At 72.7% G+C, this 19,456-nt stretch carries 15 protein-coding genes; 4 read left to right on the top strand and 11 right to left on the bottom strand.

What is annotated here, in order from left to right:
• Positions 1-156: 156 nt before the first annotated feature.
• Both ACH41F_RS09850 and ACH41F_RS09845 read left to right on the top strand, forming a co-directional pair.
• Entirely contained in the window at positions 157-1,227 is a 1,071-nt protein-coding gene (locus tag ACH41F_RS09850; protein WP_398834146.1) for an ADP-ribosylglycohydrolase family protein, read from the top strand.
• 51 nt (positions 1,228-1,278) lie between these two features.
• Complete coding sequence (locus tag ACH41F_RS09845) at positions 1,279-1,776, top strand: NUDIX domain-containing protein (RefSeq protein ID WP_391239271.1); 498 nt, start codon at positions 1,279-1,281, stop codon at positions 1,774-1,776.
• Between the two features lie 18 nt (positions 1,777-1,794).
• Here the strand turns inward: ACH41F_RS09845 and ACH41F_RS09840 are convergent, their stop codons facing one another.
• The 5 genes from ACH41F_RS09840 to ACH41F_RS09820 all read right to left on the bottom strand — a co-directional run bounded on the left by ACH41F_RS09840 (position 1,795) and on the right by ACH41F_RS09820 (position 7,551).
• Positions 1,795-2,940: a sigma-70 family RNA polymerase sigma factor gene (locus tag ACH41F_RS09840; protein ID WP_391239268.1), complete on the bottom strand. Its 1,146-nt coding sequence runs from the start codon at positions 2,938-2,940 to the stop codon at positions 1,795-1,797.
• Positions 2,933-3,355: a YciI family protein gene (locus tag ACH41F_RS09835; RefSeq protein WP_391239266.1), complete on the bottom strand. Its 423-nt coding sequence runs from the start codon at positions 3,353-3,355 to the stop codon at positions 2,933-2,935. Before ACH41F_RS09835 ends, ACH41F_RS09840 begins: the two co-directional genes overlap by 8 nt.
• 142 nt (positions 3,356-3,497) lie before the next feature.
• The gene (locus ACH41F_RS09830; protein ID WP_398834289.1) at positions 3,498-3,980 is read right to left on the bottom strand and encodes a methylated-DNA--[protein]-cysteine S-methyltransferase; all 483 of its coding nucleotides are present in this window, start codon (positions 3,978-3,980) and stop codon (positions 3,498-3,500) included.
• 18 nt (positions 3,981-3,998) lie between these two features.
• The gene (locus tag ACH41F_RS09825; protein WP_398834143.1) at positions 3,999-5,480 is read right to left on the bottom strand and encodes an AlkA N-terminal domain-containing protein; all 1,482 of its coding nucleotides are present in this window, start codon (positions 5,478-5,480) and stop codon (positions 3,999-4,001) included.
• A 49-nt stretch (positions 5,481-5,529) separates the two neighbouring features.
• Entirely contained in the window at positions 5,530-7,551 is a 2,022-nt protein-coding gene (locus ACH41F_RS09820) for a heavy metal translocating P-type ATPase (protein ID WP_398834287.1), read from the bottom strand.
• A 56-nt stretch (positions 7,552-7,607) separates the two neighbouring features.
• On the opposite strand from ACH41F_RS09820, the gene ACH41F_RS09815 reads away from it, so the two are divergent.
• Together ACH41F_RS09815 and ACH41F_RS09810 are read left to right on the top strand one after the other, a co-directional pair.
• Entirely contained in the window at positions 7,608-7,964 is a 357-nt protein-coding gene (locus ACH41F_RS09815) for a metalloregulator ArsR/SmtB family transcription factor (protein WP_391239260.1), read from the top strand.
• Between the two features lie 318 nt (positions 7,965-8,282).
• A complete protein-coding gene (locus ACH41F_RS09810) occupies positions 8,283-8,819 on the top strand; it encodes a hypothetical protein (protein ID WP_398834141.1) in 537 nt (178 codons plus the stop codon).
• 185 nt (positions 8,820-9,004) lie between these two features.
• Here ACH41F_RS09810 and ACH41F_RS09805 read toward each other — a convergent pair whose 3' ends face one another.
• The 6 genes from ACH41F_RS09805 to ACH41F_RS09780 all read right to left on the bottom strand — a co-directional run bounded on the left by ACH41F_RS09805 (position 9,005) and on the right by ACH41F_RS09780 (position 18,734).
• Positions 9,005-9,514, bottom strand: coding sequence for an O-acetyl-ADP-ribose deacetylase (locus tag ACH41F_RS09805; protein ID WP_391239254.1), 510 nt, complete (start codon positions 9,512-9,514; stop codon positions 9,005-9,007).
• Complete coding sequence (locus tag ACH41F_RS09800) at positions 9,511-10,920, bottom strand: FAD-dependent oxidoreductase (protein WP_391239251.1); 1,410 nt, start codon at positions 10,918-10,920, stop codon at positions 9,511-9,513. The genes ACH41F_RS09805 and ACH41F_RS09800 overlap by 4 nt, the downstream gene beginning before the upstream one ends.
• A 255-nt stretch (positions 10,921-11,175) precedes the next feature.
• Positions 11,176-12,021, bottom strand: a complete 846-nt coding sequence (locus ACH41F_RS09795; protein ID WP_391239248.1) for an inositol monophosphatase family protein — start codon at positions 12,019-12,021, stop codon at positions 11,176-11,178.
• Between the two features lie 201 nt (positions 12,022-12,222).
• Complete coding sequence (locus ACH41F_RS09790; RefSeq protein WP_398834138.1) at positions 12,223-14,052, bottom strand: gamma-glutamyltransferase family protein; 1,830 nt, start codon at positions 14,050-14,052, stop codon at positions 12,223-12,225.
• Between the two features lie 183 nt (positions 14,053-14,235).
• Positions 14,236-15,009 (bottom strand): hypothetical protein, encoded by a 774-nt coding sequence (locus ACH41F_RS09785; protein ID WP_398834136.1) that lies wholly within the window; start codon positions 15,007-15,009, stop codon positions 14,236-14,238.
• Positions 15,009-18,734 carry an SGNH/GDSL hydrolase family protein gene (locus ACH41F_RS09780; RefSeq protein ID WP_398834134.1) on the bottom strand — a complete coding sequence of 1,242 codons (3,726 nt, stop codon included), beginning with the start codon at positions 18,732-18,734 and terminating at the stop codon, positions 15,009-15,011. Before ACH41F_RS09780 ends, ACH41F_RS09785 begins: the two co-directional genes overlap by 1 nt.
• Positions 18,735-19,456 lie beyond the last annotated feature (722 nt).

Genomic DNA, 19,456 nt, shown 5'->3' with positions numbered 1-19,456 from the left:
TGCATTCCCCTTGCTCTTCGGGCCTGGACGATGTCAGGCCGGTCGCGCCGCTGTGACCATAACCGCAGGCACCCCTCGCCGTCATGCCCCGCCCGGACCGTGAGAACGCGCCGTGACCCCGCTGTGCGCGCCCGTGAAATCGGGTAGACCGGTCCTATGACCCCTGTGGGCACCGCGCCAGAGCTCGCCGACCGCGTCCTCGGAGGCTGGCTGGGCCGGATCGCGGGCAACATGCTCGGCAAGCCGGTCGAGCAGGGCGAGGTGTGGACGCGGGACCGGATCGACCGCTATCTGCGGCGGGCCTCCGCCCTGCCGCTGACCGACTACCTGCCCGAGCCCGTGAGCGAGACCGACGGCTTCGAGCTGCGCCCCGAGTGGCGCAGCTGCGTGCGCGGCCGAATCCACGGCAGCTGCCGCGACGACGACGTGGACTACGCCATCCTCGGCCTGGACCTCCTGGAGACCCACGGCTTCGGCTTCAGCACCGAGCAGGTCGGTGACCTGTGGCTGAGCAGGCTGCCGTACCTCCAGACGTTCACCGCGGAGCGCGCCGCCTACCGCAACCTCGCGGGCGGGCTGAAACCACCGCTGACGGCGACGTACGACAACCCCTACCAGGAGTGGATCGGCGCCCTGATCCGGGCCGACATCTACGGCTGGACCCGCCCCGGCACCCCGCGCCGTGCCGCCGCGCTGGCCCGCCGGGACGCGGTGCTGTCGCACACCGGCAACGGGGTGTACGGCGCGATGTGGGCGGCCGCGCTGGTCTCGGCGGCGTTCACGGCCCCGACGGTGCGCCGCGCCCTGGACGAGGCGCTGGCCGTCGTACCGGCGAGCAGTCGGCTCGCCCGGACCGTGCGCCGGGTGATCTCGCTCCACGACACCCGGATGAGCTGGGAGGACACCCTCGGCACGGTGTCAGAGGAGACCGCGGGGATGGGCTGGATCCACACCGTCCCGAACGCCGCTGTGCTCACCGCCGGGCTGCTGTACGGCGACGGCGACTTCACCCGGACCGTCACCCTCACCGTCCGCGGCGGTCTGGACACCGACTCCAACGGGGCCACCGCGGGGTCCGTGGCCGGCGTGCTGACCGGGGCCGAGGCGATTCCGGCGCAGTGGAAGGACCCGCTGGAGGACACGGTGCGCAGCGCGGTGTTCGGGTTCGACGGGGTGCGGATCAGCGAGCTGGCCGAGCGGACACTGCGGCTGGTGGACGCGGAGTGAGCGGCCCCGGGGCCCTCCTTCGGCCTCCCGGGAGCTGGTTACCCTTCCTGGATGACCAGTGCTCAGGACTTCGCCACGTACATCGCCGGCCTGCCCCGCGTGCTCGCCGGTGCCGCCGCCCTCTTCCGGGACGAGGCAGGCCGGGTGCTGCTCGTGGAGCCCAACTACCGCGAGGGCTGGGCGCTCCCGGGCGGCACCGTCGAGTCCGACGACGGCGAGAGCCCGCGCCAAGGCGCCCGCCGGGAGACCGCGGAGGAGATCGGTCTGGACCGGCAGCTCGGCCGGTTGCTCGCGGTGGACTGGGTGCCCGGGACACCGGCCCGGCCGCCGCTGGTGGCGTACCTCTACGACGGCGGTGTGCTCGGCGAGGAGGACTTCAAGGCGATCCGGCTCCAGGAGGAGGAGCTGCTGTCCTGGCGGCTCGTGCCGCGCGAGGAGCTGACCGCCTACCTGCCGGACGGCCTCGGCCGCCGGGTCCTGGCCGCGCTGGACGTCCTCGCGGGCGGCGCCGGGACGGTAGAGCTGGAGAACGGGCACCGGGTCTCCTGAGTCCGCCGCCGGTGCGCCTCAGTCCTTGCCGCGGGAGTTGAGGCGGGCGGCCTGCCGGGTGAGATGGTCGCGTTCGGCGAGGTCGGAGGCCTTGCGGGCCGCCTCGGCGTACAGCCGTGCCGCGGTCCTCAGGTCGCCGGCGCGCTCGTGGAGGTAGGCGGTCGCCGCGGTGTGGCGGGGCAGGGAGGCGTCCAGCTCGGCGAGCGCCGCGAGGCCCGCCCGGGGTCCGTCGGCCTCGCCCACGGCGACCGCGCGGTTGAGGCGGACCACGGGGCTGTCGGTCAGCCGCGCGAGTTCGTCGTACCACTCGACGATCTGCACCCAGTCGGTCTCCTCGGCGGTGGGCGCGTCGGCGTGCAGGGCGGCGACGGCGGCCTGGGCCTGGAACTCGCCCAGCCGGTCGCGGGCGAGCGCCGCCTGGAGGATCTCGACGCCCTCGGCGATCAGGGCGGTGTCCCAGCGGCCGCGGTCCTGCTCGGCGAGCGGCACCAGGCTGCCGTCGGGCGCGGTACGGGCGGCGCGGCGGGCGTGGTGGAGCAGCATCAGGGCGAGGAGCCCGGCCACCTCGGGGTGGTCGATGACGGCCGCGAGCTGCCGGGTGAGCCGGATCGCCTCGGCGGCGAGGTCGACGTCGCCGGAGTAGCCCTCGTTGAAGACCAGGTAGAGCACGCGCAGCACGGTCGCCACGTCGCCGGGCCGGTCGAACCGTACGCCGGAGACGGTGCGCTTGGCGCGGCTGATGCGCTGCGCCATGGTCGCCTCGGGCACCAGGTAGGCCTGGGCGATCTGGCGGGTGGTGAGACCGCCGACGGCGCGCAGGGTGAGGGCGACGGCGGAGGACGGGGTGAGCGAGGGGTGGGCGCACAGGAAGTAGAGCCGGAGTGTGTCGTCCACCTCGGTGGCCGGGCCGGGCGCGGGCTCCTCCTCGACACGCTCCTCGCGGCGGCGGCGTGCGGTGTCCGCGCGAGTGGCGTCGAGGAACTTCCGCCAGGCCACGGTGACCAGCCAGCCCTTGGGGTCCCTCGGGGGGTCGGCCGGCCATCCGCGGACCGCCTCGACCAGAGCGTCCTGGACGGCGTCCTCGGCCGCCGCGAAGTCTGCTCCGCGGCGGACGAGGACGCTCAGCACACTCGGCGTGAGGCTTCTGAGCAGCGCCTCATCCACCGGCGTGGCAGTCCGTGACGGTGGGCGACGCGGAGAGGAACGGGCGCAGCTCCAGCCACTCGTGGATCGGCTTGCCGCCGGCGCCGGGGGCGGCCGACAGCTCGCCGGCCACTTCGACGGCCCGCTCGTGGCTGTCGACGTCGATCACCATCCACCCGGCGATGAGGTCCTTGGTCTCGGCGAACGGCCCGTCGGTGACCGGCGGGCGGCCCTCCCCGTCGTAGCGCACCCACGTGCCCTCGGGGGCGAGGGCCTGTCCCTCGACGTACTCCCCGGTCTGCTCCAGCCGCTCCGCGAAGTCCCGCATGTACTGCACGTGCGCCGAGATCTCCTCCGGCGTCCACTGCTCCATGGGCACGTCGTTGGCCGGGGCCGGGGCGCCGCGGTAGTGCTTCAGCAGCAGGTACTTGGCCATGGTGGGTCTCCTCGGTCCTGGTGCGACCCATTGTGGTCGCGTTCACTGCCGGGACGGAGCCGGGCGCGCGTTCTCGACATCACCGGCGGAATTTCTTTCGGGAGCCGCGGCAGGGGGTGGCGCCGGCGCGCGTCGGGCGGCTTCAGAAGAGGGCCGCGCCCCGCTCCAGGTCCAGCAGCCGCTGCTTGCGTTCCAGGCCGCCGCCGTAGCCGGTCAGGCTGCCGTCGGAGCCGACGACGCGGTGGCAGGGGACGATGATGCCGATCGGGTTCTTGCCGTTGGCGAGGCCGACCGCGCGGGAGGCGCCGGGCCTGCCGAGGGCGGCCGCGAGGTCGCCGTAGCTGCGGGTCTCGCCGTAGGGGATGCGCCGCAGCTGCTGCCAGACCTCGCGCTGGAACGGGGTCCCACCCAGGTGGAGTTCGAGGGTGAACTCCTTCAACTCCCCCTCGAAGTAGGCGGTCAGCTGGTCGACGGCCTCCCCGAAGGGGCGGTCGTCGCGGGCGCCGAAGTTCTCCTCGGGCGGGCGGTGGCGCTGCTCGGTCATGTAGAGGCCGCTCAGGGCGCCGTCCGTCGCGACCAGCGTCAGCGGGCCGTACGGGCTGTCGATCACGGCGTGCTGTTTCACGGTGCTCACGGAACGTCCTTATACCGGGAGGAAGTTGATCGGGTGGTTGTCGGTCGCCCACAGGTACTGGACCGCGTACGCCCGCCAGGGGCGCCAGGCCGCCGCCCGCGCGGTGAGCGCGGCCGGGGTCGACGGCAGGCCCAACTCCCGGGCCGCCTTGCGGATGCCGAGGTCGGTGGGGAGGAAGGCGTCGGGGTCGCCGAGGGCGCGCATCGCGATGACGTCGACGGTCCAGGGGCCGAATCCGGGGAGGGCGAGGAGACGGGCGCGCGTGTCCGCCCAGTCGGCCTCGACACCCAGGTTGAGCGATCCGTCGGCGAGTTGGGAGACGAGGGTGGTGAAGGTGGCGCGCCGGGTGCGGGGCATCGCCAGGGTCCCGGGGTCGAGCGCGGCGAGCGCCTCGGGTGCCGGGAAGAGGTGGGTGAGGCCGCCCTCGGGGTCGTCCACCGCCTCGCCGTGCGCGGCCACCAGGCGGGCGGCGTGGGTCCGCGCCGCCGCCGTGGACACCTGCTGCCCGAGGACCGCCCGGACCGCGAACTCCGCCTCGTCCACCGTCCGTGGCACCCGCCGCCCGGGCGCCTTGTCGACCAGCGGCGCGAGGACCGGGTCGGCGCGCAGCTGGTCGTCGACGGCGACCGGGTCGGCGTCCAGGTCGAGCAGGCGCCGGCAGCGGCTGATGGCGACGGTCAGGTCGCGCAGGTCGCCGAGGGTGAGACGGCAGGCGATGTGGTCGGGGTTCGGGGTGAGCGTCACGACGCCGTGCCCGTACGGCAGTCGCAGGGTGCGCCGGTAGGCGCCGTCCCGCCACTCCTCCACCCCCGGCACGGCGGTCGCCGCGAGGTGCCCGAAGAGGTTGTCGGGGTTGAGGGGGGCGCGGAACGGCAGTCTCAGGGTCAGGGCGCCGGCCGTGTTCCTGGGTGCGCCGCGGGGCGTGCGGGCGCGCAGGTCGGTCGGGGAGAGCGCGAAGACCTCCCGGACGGTGTCGTTGAAGGTGCGGATCGAGGAGAACCCGGCGGCGAAGGCGATGTCGGCCATCGGCAGCGGGGTCGTCTCGATCAACAGCCTTGCGGTCTGGGCGCGTTGGGCGCGGGCCAGGGCGAGCGGGCCGGCGCCGAGCTCGGCGAGCAGCTGGCGTTCGACCTGCCGGGTGCTGTAGCCGAGCCGGGTGGCGAGCCCGGGCACGCCCTCCCGGTCCACGACACCGTCGGCGATCAGCCGCATCGCCCGGGCAACCAGGTCGGCGCGCTGGTTCCACTCCGGGGAACCGGGGCTGGTGTCCGGGCGGCAGCGCTTGCACGCCCGGAACCCGGCCTGCTGACAGGCGGCGGCGCTCGGGTAGAACGTCATGTTCTCGGGCTTGGGCGGCACCACCGGGCAGCTGGGCCGGCAGTAGATCCGGGTCGTCAGGACCGCCGTGAAGAACCACCCGTCGAAGCGGGCGTCCTTCGACTGGACGGCGCGCACGCAGCGCGATGTGTCGGTGTGCATCCCCTTCTGCATGCGTCCAGCATGGGCCGTCCGCCGGGATCGGGCTGGCGAGAATCCGACATCAACCTCGCGCTTCCTGCGCCGCTCCGGATCGCCATGCCGACTCGCGCAGCAGCCGCAGCCCGTTCAGGCCCACCAGCACGGTGGAGCCCTCGTGACCGGCGACGCCGAGCGGCAGCGGGAGGTGGCCGACGAGGTCCCAGACGACGAGGACGGCGATACAGCTCCCGGCGATGGCGAGGTTCTGCACCACCAGCCGCCGGGCCGCCCGCGACAGCCGTACGACCGCCGGTACGGCCGCCAGTTCGTCCCGCACGATCACCGCGTCCGCCGTCTCCAGCGCCAGGTCCGAGCCCGCGCGGCCCATCGCGACACCGGAGTGCGCGGCGGCCAGGGCGGGCGCGTCGTTGACCCCGTCACCGACGAACAGCACCTTGCGGCCCGCGTCCTGCATCTCGCGCACGGCGTTCACCTTGTCCTCGGGGAGCAGGTCCGCCCGGACGTCGGTCAGCCCGGTGGCCTCGGCGACCCGGGCCGCGGCGTCGGCGTTGTCCCCGGTGAGGAGAACGGGGGCGGCGCCGGTCAGGGCGGTGAGCGCCGCGGTCGCGACGGGGGCCGCGGGACGCAGCCGGTCGGCGAGGGTGAGGGTGCCTACGGGGGTGCCGTCGCGGGTGACGAGGACGATGGTGGCGCCGGGGGTGGGGGCGGGGGGCGCCGGGGTGGTGCCGGGCTCCGTGTCGGGGGTGGCCGTCTCCGCCCGGCCGACCCGGACCAGCCGGCCCTCGACCCTCGCCGTCACCCCACGGCCCGGCTCGGCCACGAACTCCTCCGCGCCCGCGATCCGCAGCCCCCTCCCCCGCGCCGCGCTCACGACGGCCCGCGCCAGCGGGTGTTCGCTGGACCGCTCGACCGCGGCGGCCAGCGCCAGCACCTCGTCCGCGTCCAGGCCGGAGCCCGGCAGCGGCCGTACGTCCGTCACCTCCGGCGCGCCCTCGGTGAGCGTGCCCGTCTTGTCGAGGGCGGTCGCGTCGATCTCGCCCAACCGCTCCATCGCGACGGCCGACTTGACCAGCACACCGTGCCGGCCGGCGTTGGCGATGGCGGACAGCAGAGGCGGCATCGTCGCGAGCACGACCGCGCACGGGGAGGCGACGATCATGAAGGTCATCGCCCGCAGCAGCGCGTCCCTGAGGTCGGCGCCGAACAGCAACGGCACGGTGAACACGGCGAGCGTGGCGGCCACGACGGCGACCGAGTAGCGCTGTTCGACCTTCTCGATGAACAGCTGGGTCGGCGCCTTGGTGCGGGACGCCTCCTCGACCAGGGTCACGATCCGGGCGATGACCGAGTCGGCGGGGTCGCGCTCGACGCGGACGCGCAGGGCGCCGGTGCCGTTCAGCGTGCCGGCGAAGACCTCGTCGCCGGGGCGCTTCGGCACCGGCAGCGGCTCGCCGGTGATGGTGGCCTGGTCGGCCTCGCTGACGCCGTCCAGCACGCGTCCGTCGGCGCCGATGCGCTCGCCCGGGCGGATCAACAGGACGTCGTCTACGGCGAGTTCGGCGGTGGGCACGGTTTCCTCGGCGCCGACCGAGTCGTCGTCCGCGCCGGTGCCGCCCGGACCGCCGTCGCCCGGGACGCGCGTCGCCGTCGTCGGCGCGAGGTCCAGCAGACCCCGTACCGAGTCCGCGGTGCGGGCCGTGGCCAGGGCCTCCAGGGCGCCGGAGGTCGCGAAGATGACGATCAGCAGACCGCCGTCGAGGACCTGGCCGATGGCGGCGGCGCCGAGTGCCGCGGCGATCATCAGCAGGTCGACGTCGAGGGTCTTCTGGCGCAGGGCCCGCAGCCCTTCCAGTGCGGGCTCCCAGCCGCCCGCCGCATAGGCGATCGCGTACGCGGGCCCGTACACCCACGCCGGAGCACCGACGACGGTGTCCAGGATCAGGCCGATCAGGAACGCGGCCGTCGCCACCGCCGCCCAGCGGGCCTCGGGCAGGGCGAGGACGCGGGTGCGGCGGCGGGGGGCCGTCGGGGCGGGCGCGGGGGCACGGCTGGGGGCGAGAGTCGCTGACACCCGGCCCACCATACAGGAACACATGAAGACTCATTCATCTGTTCATGTGCGATGGGTAGGATGACCGCATGGGTCATGGAGCCGTCACCACCACCGCCGAGGAACGCGTACGCCTCGACGCGGGCAACGTCGCGAAGGTCGCCACCACGCTCCAGGCCCTCTCCACCCCCTCCCGGCTGCTGATCCTGGCCCGCCTGCGGGAAGGCCCGCTGCCGGCAACCGAGTTGGCGGCCGAGGTGGGGATGGAGCAGTCGGCGTGCTCGCACCAGTTGCGGCTGCTGCGCAACCTCGGTCTGGTCGTCGGGGAACGGCGTGGCCGCTCCGTCGTCTACGCACTGCACGACCACCATGTCGCCGAGCTGCTCGACCAGGCCGTCTACCACGTGGAACACCTGCGCCTGGGGCTCAGCGACGCCACCGACTGAGGCGCCCGCGCCGCACGTCGGACCGCGGGCTCGCGTGGGCGTTCGTGGAGGGCGGTGGAGGGCGTGCTGTCGCTGCTGCCGCTCGTTCCGCCGGTGCCGCCGTACGGCTGACCCGGCCCCCCTGACGGCGCAATGCCCCGCCGGTATCCGTGAGGAGCCGAGCGCGGCGGAAGGGCCTGGTCAGCGTCGCCGCGGCGGGGCGGGGTGGCGCGCGCCGGGCGTGGGACCGGTTGCGGGGGCTCGGGGCCGTTTCCACCGTGGGCGCATGAACAGCGGCTGACAGCAGCAGCTGGCGTTTCGCGTTTCGGAAGGAATTCAATGCGCGCCCTCGTCTCCCGCGGCCTCCTCGTGCCGCCCCTGGTCTGCGCCGCGCTGGTCTTCGGCCCGGCCGGCACCGCCGCCGCCATCGGTGACTCGGGGCGCGAAGTCCCGGGCCTGAGCGTCACCGAGGCCGCGCCCCGGTCCGGCGCCGCCACCACCTCTCTCGATCACGACCGCGTCCTGGCGCCCCTGCTGGACACGGTGGCCGGGCCGGGCGCGGTCGCGGGCACCCGGCTCGACCCGGACGCGGCCGCCGCGTACGCCGAGGAACTGCGGGCCTGGCACGCCTCGGTCCAGGAACGGCTCAAGGACGCGGCCGCCCAGCGGTCCCTGGCCGCCGACCCCGTCGGTGACCTGCTGACCTCGCTGACCTCCGCCGTGCAGAGCCTGATCGGCTCACTGACCTCGCTCGACCTGGGCGGAGTACTGAGCTCGGTGACCGGCCTGCTCTCCCCGGTACTCGACCTGGTCACCGGCCTGCTCGGCGGCGGCCTGCCTCAGATCCCCGCACCGACGCTGCCCACGACGCCGTAACGACGACAGCACCGCCTGGGCCGCCGGGGGTGGCCCAGGCGGCTCGGCTGCTCGGGGCGGCCCTGGCGGCTCGGCTGCTCGGCGCTTCGGGGCGGCCCGGTGCGGTGGGTCGACCGACGCCTGCGGGGCGAACCGGGGGTGTCAGGCGACGTCGGCGGCCCCGCGCGCCGCCCCCGTCCCGAGGCTCAGTCGGTCTCCGAGGCGAACGTGTCGTACGACCGCTCGTCGAACAGGACGAACCTGACCTCCTCAACGTCCGTCTTCGCGGCCCGGACCGTCGCCACGGCGATGCGGGCGGCGTCCCGCATGGGCCAGCCGTAGACGCCCGTGGAGATCGCCGGGAACGCGACCGTGCCAGCGCCGAGTTCGTCGGCGACGCGCAGGGACTCGCGGTAGCAGGAGGCCAGCAGCTCGGAGCGGTCCTCGTCCGGGCTGAACACGGGGCCGACCGTGTGGATGACCCAGCGGGCGTCCAGGTCGCCCGCCGTCGTCGCGACCGCCCGCCCGGTCGGCAGGCCCTTGCCGTAGTGGGAGGCGCGGAGCCTGCGGCAGTCCTCCAGGATCGCCGGGCCGCCGCGCCGGTGGATCGCGCCGTCCACTCCACCGCCGCCGAGCAGCGAGGAGTTGGCCGCGTTCACGATGGCGTCGACCGACTCGCGGGTGATGTCGCCCTGGACGAGCGTGAGGGTGGTCATGTCTGTCGCAGCCTCCTCCAGACCGCCTTCGCCGCGTTGTGCCCGGACATGCCGTGCACGCCCGGGCCCGGCGGGGTGGCGGACGAGCAGATGTAGACGGCCGGGTGCGGGGTGCCGTAGGGGAACAGGGAGAGTTTCGGGCGCAGCAGGATCTGTAGTCCGGTGACCGCCCCGGTGCCGATGTCGCCGCCGACGTAGTTGGCGTTGCGGACGGCCATCTCGGGCGGCCCGGCGGTGGCGCGGGCCAGGACCCGGTCGCGGAACCCCGGGGCGAAACGCTCCAGTTGGCGCTCGAGGGCGTCGGTGAGGTCCCCGGTCCAGCCGCTCGGGACATGGCCGTAGGCCCAGAAGACCTGCTTGCCCTCGGGCGCCCGGGTGGGGTCCATGACACCGGGCTGCACGGTGATCATGAACGGCTTCTCGGGGGCCCTGCCCTCACGGGACGCCGCGCGCAGGGCGGTGCCGATCTCGGCGGCGTTCGCACCGATCTGCACGGTGCCGGCGGCGCGGGCCTCGGGCGCGGTCCAGGGCACCGGTCCGTCGAGGGCGTAGTCGACCTTGAAGACGCCCGGGCCGTACCGGTAGCCGTCGTAGTAGCCGCCGAAGCCGGCGATGCGGGCCAGGGCGGTGGGTGAAGTGTCGAAGACGTACGCGCGGGCGGGCGGCAGGTCGTCGAGACGCTTGACCTCGTAGTCGGTGTAAATGGCGCCGCCCAGGTCCTTGAGGTACGCCGCGAGCGCGTCGGAGATCGCTTGGGAGCCACCGCGGGCGACGGGCCAGCCGCGGGCGTGTGCGGCGAGGGCGAAGACCAGGCCGATGGCACCGGTGGCGAAGCCGGACAGGGGCGCCATCACATGGGCGACCAGACCGGCGAACAGGGCCTTGGCGCGCTCGTCGCGAAAGCGCCGCAGCAGCCAGGTCGACGGGGGCAGACCGACGAGGCCGAAGCGGGCGAGGGTGACCGGGTCGCGGGGCAGCGCGGTCAGCGGCAGCGACATGAAGTCCCGTACCAGGGCGTCCCACTTGGGCAGGAACGGCTCGACCAGTCTGCGGTAGGTGCCCGCGTCGCGCGGTCCGAACGAGGCGGCCGTCTCGGCGACCGACCGGGACAGCACGGCGGCGGTCCCGTCGGTGAAGGGATGCGCCATGGGAAGGTCGGCGTGCAGCCACTCCAGGCCGTACCGCTCCAGGGGGAGGGCCCTGAACGCCGGGGAGTTGATGCCGAGGGGGTGCGCGGCGGAGCACGGGTCGTGCCGGAAGCCCGGCAGGGTGAGCTCCTCGGTGCGGGCACCGCCGCCGACGGTGTCACGGGCCTCGAAGAGGGCCACGGAGAAGCCGCGACGGGCCAGCTCCACGGCAGCCGTCAGTCCGTTCGGTCCCGCACCCACCACGCACGCATCGAGCATCGACGGCACCTTCGGACTCCTTCGTCAGCCGATGGCCACTGGATCAGGATAGGACGGGGCACGGACGGCACCGGGTCGCGGGGGACTCGAGCGACGGTGGGTGTCCGGGCGGTCACCGCCCAGCGGCCCGCCCGTGCCCGCGCTGTCACCGTCCGAGCCACGGCCGTACGACCGCCCGTCCCTCGGTGCCCTGCCGTACGGCACCCCGCCCCCGACCGCCGCCTCAGCCTGCGCGACCCGGCCCGCGCGCCCGCCTCAGACGCCGCCCGCCAGCAGCGTCATGATCCGCCGCGCCGTCGCCGCGTCCCGTGCCGTGGTGAAGGGCAGGGTGTTGCCGCCGGTGATGCGGAACGGCTCGCCGGTGACGGTCAGATGGGCGCCGCCCGCCTCCTCGACGATGAGCAGGCCGGCCGCGTGGTCCCAGGCCGCCTCCCAGGAGAAGGCGGTGGCATCCGACTGACCGCGCGCGATGGCGAGGTACTCCAGACCGGCCGAGCCGCAGGCGCGCGGCGCGATGCCGTCCGTCCACAGAGCCAGGAGGGCGCGCTTCTGCTCGTCCGTCGTGTAGTCCGGGTGGGAGGTGGCCACTTCGAGGTCCCGGCCGGGCTCGGGCGGACCGGCGAAGAGCCGCTCGCCGTCGAGGAAGGCGCCCTGGCCCCGTACGGCCGTGGCGAGTTGGTCGCGGGCGGCAGCGAAGATCCACGCGGCGTGCACCACACCGCCCTGCGCGAGCGCGACCAGGGTGCTGAAGCCGTCCTCGCCGCGTACGAACTGCCGTGTCCCGTCGACCGGGTCGACGATCCAGACCGGGGCGTCGCCGCGGATCGCCTCGTAGGAGGCCGGGTTGGCGTGCACCGCCTCCTCGCCGACGACGACGGAGCCGGGCAGCAGGCGGCCGAGTTCCTCGGTGAGGTGCTGCTCGGCCAGCCGGTCGGCATCCGTGACCAGGTCGTGCGGGCCGGCCTTCTGGTCGACCTCGTGCGCGGCGAGCCGGCGCCAGCGCGGCATGATCTCGGCCGCGGCGGCCTTGCGGATCGCCTCCTCCACGTCGGTCGAGTGGCGGGCGAGAAACTCGTCGATGGTTTCCGTGTCTTCGATCATGACTCCATGAGAGCACGCGCCACTGACAATCCCCACCCGGTGGGTGGATCCCGGGTGGAATCGGCGTGAACAACCGACAACCCGACCGGCACCTCGACCGATGGCTGGGCGAGTATCCCGCCCGGCACCCCGACCGGCACCTCGACCGATGGCTGGGCGAGCATCCCGACCGGCACTCCGACCGCCAGCCCGACCGCCAGGTCAGCGGCCCACCGCATACCCCTGCATCCCCCGCGGATTGGCCGCCGCCGACAGGATGCCCGTCTCCGGATCCCGGGCGACCGCGCACAGGCGCCCCTCCGACCAGGCGTCCCCCACGATGACGTCATGTCCCCGCCGCCTCAGACCCTCGACGACCGCCGGGTCGGTGCGGGACTCCACCGTGACGCTGCCCGGCCGCATGCCGCGCGGGTAGAAGGAGCCCGGGAAGCTGTCGTTGTGCCAGTTCGGGGCGTCGATCGCGCCCTGGAGGTCGAGGCCGCCGCGGACCGGGGAGCGCAGCGCGACGGCGAGGAAGAAGTGCAGCTGCCACTGGTCCTGCTGGTCGCCGCCGGGGGTGCCGAAGGCCATGACGGGGACGCCGTCGCGCAGGGCGATGGAGGGGGTGAGCGTGGTCCGGGGACGGCGGCCGGGGGTCAGTGAGTTCGGCAGCCCCTCCTCCAGCCACGTCATCTGGAGCCGGGTACCGAGCGGGAAGCCCAGTTCGGGAACGACGGGGTTGGACTGGAGCCAGCCGCCGCTGGGCGTGGCGGCGACCATGTTGCCCCAGCGGTCCACGACATCGAGGTGGCAGGTGTCGCCGCGGGTGCTGCCGTCGTCGCTCACCTCGGGTTCGCCGGGCACCGGGGAGGCCGGGCTCTTGGCGACGGTGGGCTCCCCCGCCCCCATGGGGCTGAACCCGGGCTCCGCCGGGGCCACCACGTGCGCGTTCGCGCTCAGGCGGGGCACGCGGCCGCCGGGGCTGCCGGGGCGCAGCTCGTAGGAGGCCCTGTCGCCGACGAGGGTCCGCCGCTCGGCGTTGTACGCGGGTGACAGCAGGTCGTCGAGCGGTACCTCGGCCGCGTCGCCGTACCAGGCCTCACGGTCGGCCATGGCGAGCTTGCAGCCCTCGATGAGCAGGTGGACGTAGTCGGCGGACCCGTGGGCGGGCAGTTCCGGCGGCAGCAGGGCGAGCTGCTGGAGGAGCGCCGGGCCCTGGCTCCAGGGGCCGGCCTTGCAGAGCGTCCAGCCCTTCCAGTCGTACGTCGCCGGGCTCTCGTACGTCGCGGACCACCCGGCGAGGTCGTCGGCCGTCAGCGTGCCGGTGTGCCGTTCCCCGCTGGTGTCCAGGGTCGGACGTGCCGCCTGCCGGACGAGCGCCTCGCCGATGAACCCGGAGCGCCACACCTCCCGCGCGGCGTCGATCTGCGCGACCCGGTCCCCCGCGTCCTCGACCTCGGCGAGCAGCCGCTTCCAGGTGGCGGCGAGGGCGGGATTGCGGAACAGCTCGCCGGGTCGCGGGGCCTTCCCGCCGGGCAGGTAGATCTCGGCCGAGGAGGTCCACTCGGTCTCGAACAGCTCCCTCACGGTCTCGACGGTCGCCCCGACGTTCTCCACGGGCGCGTGCCCGTTCTCGGCGTAGTCGATGGCATGGGCGAGCACGTCGGCGAGGGTCTTGGTCCCGTGGTCGCGGAGCAGGAGCATCCAGGCGTCGAAGGCGCCGGGGACGGCGGCGGCGAGCGGTCCGGTCCCGGGGACCAGGTCCAGGCCGAGCCCCTTGTAGTGCGCGACGGTGGCGCCGGCCGGGGCGACGCCCTGACCGCACAGCACCCGGACCTCGCCGCCCGCCGGTGCGAGCAGGATCGGCACCTCGCCGGCGGGTCCGTTGAGGTGCGGTTCGACGACGTGGAGCACGAACGCGCCCGCCACGGCGGCGTCGTAGGCGTTGCCGCCGGCCTCCAGCACGGCCATCGCCGACTGCGAGGCGAGCCAGTGGGTGGAGGACACCATGCCGAAGGTGCCTTGCAGGGTGGGGCGGGTCGTGAATTCCATCTCTGACCTCGGTGTGTACGTGTGTCGGTCGGCTCGGAAGGGTCCGTGGTCCGTGGGGAGAACCCGGGGAGGCTGAGCGCGGGGCCATCTGTCCCCAGGTGGACCCCTTGCCGTCTCTTTCGTGGTCGGGTTCTTGCCCGGGGGTGCAGCCCCGCCTCATGGTCAGGTGTCAGGGCCGCAGGGTCAGCACGAGGACGTGGGAACCGCGGTGGCGGGGCTGCGGCCGTCGCCGCCGGGGGCGGGCCGGGTGAAGCGGTAGCACTGGCCGACCGCCGGCCTCGAGCTCGACACGACGGCGGAGACGGTCGTCGTGTCCCCCTCACGCACCACGCGCCTGACGTCGAAGGAACCCCGCCCGGTGGGGTCGAGGGCCTGCTGTACCCCGGCGCGCGTCAGGTCCTCGGCGTACAGGTTCGAGATGCGCTGCAGCGCCAGACGGGCCAGGTGGCCGATCTCGGTGCCCGGACGGCACACGTCGTCGTCCCGCTCGGAGATCCTCGACGTCCAGGCCTGGCCGGGGCGATAGGTGTAGGTGAAGACGAAGCACCGGGTCACCTCGACGGGCCCGCCGCCGGGGAGCAGGAGTTTGTTGTCGTACTCGGCGGTTCTGGCGTCCGTGGCGGTGAACTCGCGACGGGACGCGTCGTAGGTGATCACGGGAGCCTCGGTGTGCCGCCAGACCACCTCGGCGAGGGCGTCGGCGTCGGTGGTGCCGCTCGTACCGAGTGCGCGGGCCGTGTCGTGAGCCGTGGCACGGGCCTGCTTCCCGATGGCGGCGAACGCCTTCTCCTCGCGCTCCCTGTTGACGTCCCCGTCATGCCCGGCCCGGTACCACAGCCAGGAGACGACGATGCCGAGAACGACGATCAAGGCCATCAGGGTGGTCAGGCAGCCGGTGGTCACGAGGCCGTTCGCCCGCCTCGTGACCACCGCACCGCCGGTTGTGTCAGGTCCCACTAGCTGCCTTTGTATCCGATGTCGGCCAGTGCCTGTTCCATGACTCCGGCGTAGCCCGCGGTGCCGGCGTTCTTCGGATGGAACGACTCGAGACTGGCACAGACGTTCTCCCCGGGCCAGGGCAGGCAGGGGGCCTGGTTGGCCGGGTCGCCGTCGTGGAAGTCGCCGTCACCGTTCGGGCCGGCGACGACACGGTTGATCCACTCGTCTTCACAGATCCCGTGTCCCCGGAAGGCGGGTATCGCATCGGCGAACGCCACCCTGGTTCCGACCTGCTTCAGCTCCGCCACCTTGGCCTTCTGCTTGTCCCGGAAGTAGTCGGCCAGCTGGTTCAGGGCATCGAAGTCCGCTGTCAGGCACGGCTGTTCACCGACCAGGCGCGGGTAACCCATGAGGACGATCTGCGCGTTCGGCGCGGCGCTCGCGATTCCCTGGAGCAGCCCCCCGGTGTCCGCGACCGCCTGGTCGACTCTGCCCGTGTAGTCGGCCGCGTCACACGTCCCGAGGACGTAGCAGTTCGTCACGGCTTTGGTGAAGTTGTCCCCGTCGTTGCCACCGATGGTCAGCACGACCAGGGTGGTGTCCGGACTGAGGACACCGGAGTCGAGCTGGCTCTTCTCGTGGTAATTGCCCATCTGTCCCCAGGACGTGGGGTCTCCCGGCGTCATGTGCGATGTCTTCGCGCCGGAGCAACTGACGTCCAGGAAGTCGACGGTGGCGCTCCTGTTGTTCGACAGCTCACCGACGCTGGTGCTCTGACCGGGCAGCTTCATCTTGCGCGGCCAGGAGTTGTCGCTGCGTCGGCAGGCGTTCCAGCTGCTCTTGCCGTGGTCCCTGTTCGACTCGGGCGAGTAGGACCCTGACCCCTCCCCGGAGGTGTAGGAGTCGCCCATGGCGACGACCATGTGCTTCGGCTTGCCCGACAGCGGCTGGAAGGCGACGGCGTCCCAGGCGATGTCCTCGTCCGCGGTGCCGTCGTTGGTGGTGTTCGTCAGCTCCACCCGTGGGGTTCCGGTGAAGCGGTAGACGCCGAGTTCGACCCAGGTGTTCTTGCCGAAGTGGGTGTTGACGTAGCGGTCGCGGTCTCCGCCCGCGACGCCCCTGATCACGTAGTGGGCCTGCTGGGTGTGCGCCCCGGTGTCCGGCATGTGGGCGAAGACGCGCGCCCACTCGACGGTGCGGCCGAGGGTCCAGGTCCCGTCGATGGTCATCCGTGCCTTGGGGCCGCCGAGATGAGCGTTGTCACGGGTGTGCGTGTACCAGAAGTGGCCACCGTGTCCACCGCCGATCTGGTGCAGGTCTCCCTTCGCTTCGTACGGGCCGAGCCCCGGTCCGGTCGCCTCCGGGTTGGGGTGGAAGGTGAACTGGAAGTTCCCGGCGTCGGTGCCGGACGATCCGCAGGAGCTGTAGGTGTCGGTGTCGTCGGGGACGGATTCCACGATCAGCGCCCCGGCCGGGGCAGCGCCGCACTCCGGCGTGCCGTACTGCAGCCGGGTGCCGCGGCCCGGTTCCTCGCGCAGCGTGACGTACTTGATGTTCTCGTTGCCGCAGTCGGCGTCGCAGTTCGGCTTCCACGTCACGTTCGAGCCGCGCCACCAGTACTTCTCGTAGCACGCGGCGTCGGGACAGTCCGGCGGGTTGGCGGCGTCGCAGTTGTTGGTGGCGTTGCAGAACGCGTCCAGCGGCGGCTTGACCCGGTCGCGCTGCCCCGGGTTGTTCCACCAGGCGGGCCGGAAACCGGCGCTGGAGAACCCGGACTCGCCGGGCCAGTCCTGGCGTCCGTCGGTGGCGTAGGAGTAGCCGGTGTCCATGGACCAGGCCGACCAGCCCATCACCTTCTCCTGGTAGGGCCAGTTCTGGGGCTTCGCCGCGTCGCGCGGGTCGGACATGAACGGGTGCCGCGAGGGCGGGTAGACGGGGTTCGCCGGGTTGTTGTACCAGCCCAGGCCCCACGGCTTGCCGTCACCCTTGTTCTCGTTGAAGCCGAGGTTGTAGTTCCACAGCGCGGCGAACCAGTTCTCCGGCTTCGACGGGTCGTCGTTGTTGATCGTGATGGTCTGCCCAGCGGTGTGCACCTGGTTCCACTTGTCCGCGAGGATGTACATCGACGCGGCGATGTTGACGGAGTAGTCCAGGGCCACGGCCTTCTGCTTCGCCGGAGACAGGGACGTCTCGTTGGGCTTCTCGAAGCCGGCCAGGCGCATGCCGTCGGTGACCTGGCCGACCCCGTAACCGCAGTCCGACAGGTTCCAGTTGATCCGCCAGTACGCTTCGGACGTCTCCCCCTTGTGCCCGTAGAACCCCGCGATCGCCGCCTGCGGGTTGCCCATCTGACCGGGGATGGCACCCCCTTCGGCCTGCCACAGGTTCGACTCCTGCGCGAGCACACCCAGCAGCACCTGAGCGGGGATGCGCGCGCCGGTTTTGCCCTTCAGCGTCGGGGGCGGGAACATGCCCTGCGGGTCGACGGTGCCCAGGCCTGAACGCCAGCCGCCCTGCTTGATCCACTTGGACCGCAGCTCACCGCGGATGGCCATGTTGACGGCCCACTCGACCTGGTTCGGTGTCGGTTGCAGCGCGAGCGCTTTGACGTCGTTACGGGGGATGGAGCACCAGCGGTCCGTGTCGACCGGATTGTTCGGGTCGGCCGCCTGCACGGCTCGCGCGCTCTTCCCGGGCGCCTTCCCCGTTCCGCCGGCCGCGCGCAGGGCGGGCGAGAAGGAACCCTTGCCCGTGGCGCCGGTCGTGTCGGTGACCGACTGGGTGAGCTTCTCGCCGGTAGCGGTCACGACACTGCTGACGGTCAGCGCATCGGCCCCCTCACCCGTGGGGTCCTCAGAGGTGTCCGTCCGGGGCGAGGGTTCCGCCTTGGTGAAGCCCTTGCCCGCGTCGCCGATCCGCTCCAGGCCCGCGCGGACGCCGGGCATCAGCACGGGGTCGACGGCCAGCAGGCCGAGGCTGGACACCTGCGTGTCCGCCGCGACGTCCAGGTGAGCCACCGCGGTACCCGCGAGCTTCGTGTTCGTGGCCTTGCCGGTGAGGAACGCCCGTCCTCCCGTGCCCTGTTCGAGGGCCAGGTCCCCGAGCTTCCCCGACGCGAGCGCCGACGGCTCGCCCTGACCCTTCCACAGTTTGGCGTGCGCGGTCTCGCCCTTGCGGTCGAGGAAGGCGATTCCCTTGCCGGTGGGGCGCAGGTCGAAGGGCACGCCGTCCGTGGCAGCCAGCTTCCGGAGCGTGCTGCCGGCCGGGTCGACGTGCACCAGGTGACGGCCGTGTGCGGCGACGAGGCCGTCCTTCGTCGGGACGGCCGAGGTCACCTGTCCGGTGACAGTCGTGTCGGCGGTTGTCCTGCCGCTGGTGTCGACCGTGACGAGCCGGGTCCTGCTGTCGCGGAAAGCGCTGAACGCGGCCGTCCGGGTCTCGGGATTGCAGGACGGGTCGAAGTAGGCCAGCGAGCCGGTGAAGGGCAGTTTCGTCACCCGGCCGGACTTCAGGTCCACGACCGCGGTGAACGCCCCGCCCTGCATCAGGTCCGGCTTGTTCGTGAACGTGCGCGGCGCGTACACGACCGCAGCGTGATCACGGTCCATGACACAGGAGTTGCCGATCCACGTGTCCGCGGGCATGCCGGGCTCCGCCAGTGTGGCAACCGTCCGCCACTCGTAGGCGTCCTTCCTGTCCGCCACGAGGAGCTTGAAGCCGTCGTTGTCCGCCGCGGTGGTCACGGCCCGGTCCGCCGAGGTCTTCCAGTCCTTCCCGAGCCTCTTGCCGGGGCTCTGCACACGTGCCGGCGGATCGGACGACGGACGACCGGAGGGCTTCGACGACGACTTCGGGTCGGGAGGGCTGGTGTCGGCGAACGCCGGCGCGGCTTGTACGAGCCCGGCCAGCACCGCGGTGGCCGCAAGGCCCGCGATCCCAGTACGAGTTAATCTGTGGACTCTCAATTGCCTACTCCACTAGTGGGTTTCAGGGCGCGAGGGAGTGAACCGCCGTGGCCTCCATGGGGCTGAGAGACTGCGGAGGTCGACTCGAGAGTGACGGCGCGGCATCGGCGAGGACTGCCCGCGCGCCCACCGGAAGGTCGGGGCGGGTGACACGGTCGGCCACAGGGGTTGGGCTGATCGCCCCGGGCGGCAGTGCGGGCCCCACTTGTGGCAGTAGCGGGCTGCCAAGGTCATGTACGGGACTGGCAGGCGTGTTCGGGCCTCGTAGGCCAACTCGCCCCCTGATGACGGGTCACGCAGAAGCCGACCAGAGGCACCCCACCGCTTGGCAGCGCAGCTCTGCGGCGACCGGGACGAGAACGCGTGTAGGGCACATGCTGTTGCTCCAGTGAAGCTTGCGTGTCGATGTGTCACAGGGATCCCACAGCAGGATCTGGAGTTCGAGTGCCGATGTGATCGAGAATGTCGAATTCCCGATCACAACCGTCCTAATGTCGGCC

The sequence above is a fragment of the Streptomyces sp. NPDC020489 genome (assembly GCF_044386545.1).
Taxonomy (GTDB): domain Bacteria; phylum Actinomycetota; class Actinomycetes; order Streptomycetales; family Streptomycetaceae; genus Streptomyces.
The sequence above is the reverse complement of the archived record's forward strand: the minus strand, read 5'-3'. Positions and strand labels throughout refer to the sequence as shown.